Here is a 3,137-nt window from a genome sequence, read left to right as displayed (position 1 = left end):
GTCTTCATCTTCTTCCAGTGGTACCAGCTCATATTTTAATAGTATTTCTGCAAGTAGTGCAAAAAAAACAACTTCTCTGAATGCTTCAAATAGCGGCCTCACCAACCTAAATGGAATTGAAGCCTTTACAAATTTAGAGGTCTTAAATCTCGAAAACAACGAAATAAAATCTCTGAAAGGATTGGAAAACTTAACCAATTTGAAAAGGCTTTACCTCAGAGGAAATCCTCTGACACCGTCTGACCTTGATATAATTTTAAGCTTAAAAAATCTTCAGTTTTTAGGATTCTCTGATGTTTCCGGAAATTATCTGGATATTCTCTATGTCTTCATTCCGGATAAAAACCTTAAATCCACAGTTTGGGAAAATATCAAAACCTTGCCTAAACATACCTCCACTTCCGATAAGATAACTTTTGAAGACGCTGGAAAAATAAAAGAACTCTACTGCAAAGATCATAAAATTAAAGATTTGAGAGGAATAGAACATTTCAAAAGTCTTGAGAAATTAAATCTGGAAGAAAATATGATCAGAAGCCTCTATAAAATAGATTTTTCTAAACTGAGAAAATTAGAGTATTTAAATATAGCAGGTAACCAAATCTACTCCCTGGAAAAATTTGAAGAGTTCCTGCCGGTTCCAAATAAACACCTTGATATCTATTTTCAAAATGAGAGCTATAGCAACCCCGTAGTCTCTTCTCCAAATTTCAACAATATTACTAAAAAAATTAAAAATAAATTTAGTAACAAAATATCTGTTATTATATAATCAAAACATAACTAGGGCGTATTCTAAATTTAGATACGCCCTTCAGTTTAATATTCTAAGATTTAAAAAGGTTATCCAGACGGATAACCTCTAAATGACTAATAATATAATTTACATCTAATTTTTTATTCTGTACCGTCCCTTTCTTCACCTCTGGTATCTTTTCCATTGACTTTTCCATCAGAAGTTGAATATCTAGAATTATCGGCTATTGTCACTCCGTCTCCTTGTTCTATAAAAAGCATGATAAGAGGGGTTGTCCCTTCTTCTAAAGTTATCCCCCCAGTATTTGTGCCAACTTCGAGGTATCCACCTAACCCTAATGTAGCACGGCCATCTGCATAAGCACCTTTAGACAATATTTTTGTAGCAGAATACAATTCGTTGGCGGCATGTCTGTCCACTCGGTCTACAAGGTCTTCAAAATATATACTGTTTCCCCCGTCCTCACTTTCCACCGCAGCTATTTTATATACCGTCTTATATTCTCCAGCTATAAAATAAGCTTTTGCATCTCTTGAATTTCTTATGATTGACCCCACCTTATTCATCACTATCGCTGAGAGAATAAATATTAATGATACTACAACCACCAGCTCTATGAGAGTAAATCCTTTTTTCATAAAAATCACCCCAAATAAGATATTTAATCTAAAAAATAATTTCTTTGAATTCATTCTTTAGAAAAGTAAATCTTTTTAAGCTTCTACAACAACCAGATCAATATTCCTCCTATTTCATTTGATTTTCCAATAAAAAAAAGACCCTTGAGATTAGCAACACAAAAGTCTTTATAAAAATATATCAAATTAGTCTAACTGACACCATTCCATATGTTCCATAAGAAGTTTTTTTACAATAATAAGGTTTCTTGCCAGGTCTCGGGCTATGTTAAACATTATCCGGCCAAAAAGTTCCGGTCTTTCTTCTGCTATCTGCAACAGTGCCATTTTTGGTATCACGGCTAGGGTTATGTCTGTCTTAGCTCTAGCGGTTGAAAGTTGCTTCTGTATTCCCAGTGGAGCCACCACACCAAAAAGTTTACCCTCCTTAACAGTTCCCAGCTTCTGACCCACCATATAAAATTCCACCTTACCGTTTAAAATGATATAAGAATCTCCAGGCGGATCTCCCTCACTGAAAATAACATCACCTTCTTTGTATCTCACCTCTTCCATAAGCATTGCAAAATATTCTATCTCCTCCTCTGTAATCCCTCCGAAGAGAGAAGTTTTTGGGAGCAGCTCAAATATCCTATCCAAAAGTTTCTTATCTATCATTACAATTCTCCCCTTCATAGATATGATAATTTCGTGACGTAAAATCTTTTTACAAAATCAGTTAATAAATTATATATTAAAGGGAGTATAAAGTAAAGGACCCGTCGAGTATAGGGGTCCTGGTTTTTTAGTCTCTTTTATAGAGGTCTCGTGTATATATTTTTTCTTCTACATCATTCAAATCCTCAGAAAGTCTGTTTGTAACTATGACATCTGATATAGATTTAAATTCCTCCAAGTCTACTATAACTCTTGAATTAAAGAAACTTTCTTCATTTAATGCAGGTTCGTATATTACAACCTCTATACCCTTTGCCTTGATTCTCTTCATTATCCCCTGAATAGCAGAAGCTCTGAAGTTATCTGAATCAGTCTTCATGGTCAGCCTGTAAATTCCCACTATTTTTGGATTTTTAGAAATTATCATATCTGCTATATGGTCCTTCCTGGTGGTATTGGCATCCACGATGGCCCCTATTATATTATTTGGAACGTGATCATAATTTGCTCTCAGCTGCTTTGTATCTTTAGGCAGGCAGTATCCTCCGTAGCCAAATGAAGGGTTGTTATAATGCGAACCTATCCTAGGGTCTAGCCCTACCCCTTCTATTATTTCCTTTGTATTGATTCCTCTGATCTCTGCATAGGTATCTAATTCATTAAAATAGGCCACTCTAAGAGCTAGATATGTATTTGAAAACAGTTTGATAGCCTCTGCTTCAGTAGAACCGGTAAATAAAATATCGATGTTCTCTTTAATGGCTCCCTGAGCCAGTAAGTCTGCAAATTTTCTTGCTCTTTCTGATTTTTCTCCTACTACAATTCTCGAAGGATATAGATTATCATAGAGCGCCTTTCCCTCTCTCAGAAATTCAGGAGAAAAAATAATATTATCTGTATCAAACATCTCTTTTACTTTTTCAGTATATCCAACAGGTACAGTTGATTTTACAATCATAGTGGCTTCTGGATTTATTGCCAGTACATTTGCTATGACAGCTTCCACTGTTCTGGTATTAAAATAATTTTTTTCCGGGTCATAATTTGTAGGGGTGGATATAATCACATACTCAGCCCCTTCATAG

General features: G+C 34.9%; 4 protein-coding genes. 1 reads left to right on the top strand and 3 read right to left on the bottom strand.

Annotated elements, in window-relative coordinates:
• A partial coding sequence (locus tag ABZA26_RS11125) for a leucine-rich repeat domain-containing protein (RefSeq protein WP_372714598.1) occupies nt 1-772 on the top strand: 772 nt, incomplete at its 5' end.
• 125 nt (nt 773-897) lie between these two features.
• Here ABZA26_RS11125 and ABZA26_RS11120 read toward each other — a convergent pair.
• The 3 genes from ABZA26_RS11120 to ABZA26_RS11110 form a co-directional block, all read right to left on the bottom strand.
• Nucleotides 898-1,395 carry a type II secretion system protein gene (locus ABZA26_RS11120; protein ID WP_372714597.1) on the bottom strand — a complete coding sequence of 166 codons (498 nt, stop codon included), beginning with the start codon at nt 1,393-1,395 and terminating at the stop codon, nt 898-900.
• A gap of 186 nt (nt 1,396-1,581) precedes the next feature.
• Complete coding sequence (locus ABZA26_RS11115; RefSeq protein WP_372714596.1) at nt 1,582-2,052, bottom strand: cyclic nucleotide-binding domain-containing protein; 471 nt, start codon at nt 2,050-2,052, stop codon at nt 1,582-1,584.
• 127 nt (nt 2,053-2,179) lie between these two features.
• The coding region (locus ABZA26_RS11110) for a nucleotide sugar dehydrogenase (RefSeq protein ID WP_372714595.1) at nt 2,180-3,137 on the bottom strand (958 nt) is incomplete at its 5' end.

The sequence above is a fragment of the Ilyobacter sp. genome, assembly GCF_041583315.1.
In the GTDB taxonomy this organism is placed as follows: domain Bacteria; phylum Fusobacteriota; class Fusobacteriia; order Fusobacteriales; family Fusobacteriaceae; genus Ilyobacter.
The sequence above is the reverse complement of the archived record's forward strand: the minus strand, read 5'-3'. Positions and strand labels throughout refer to the sequence as shown.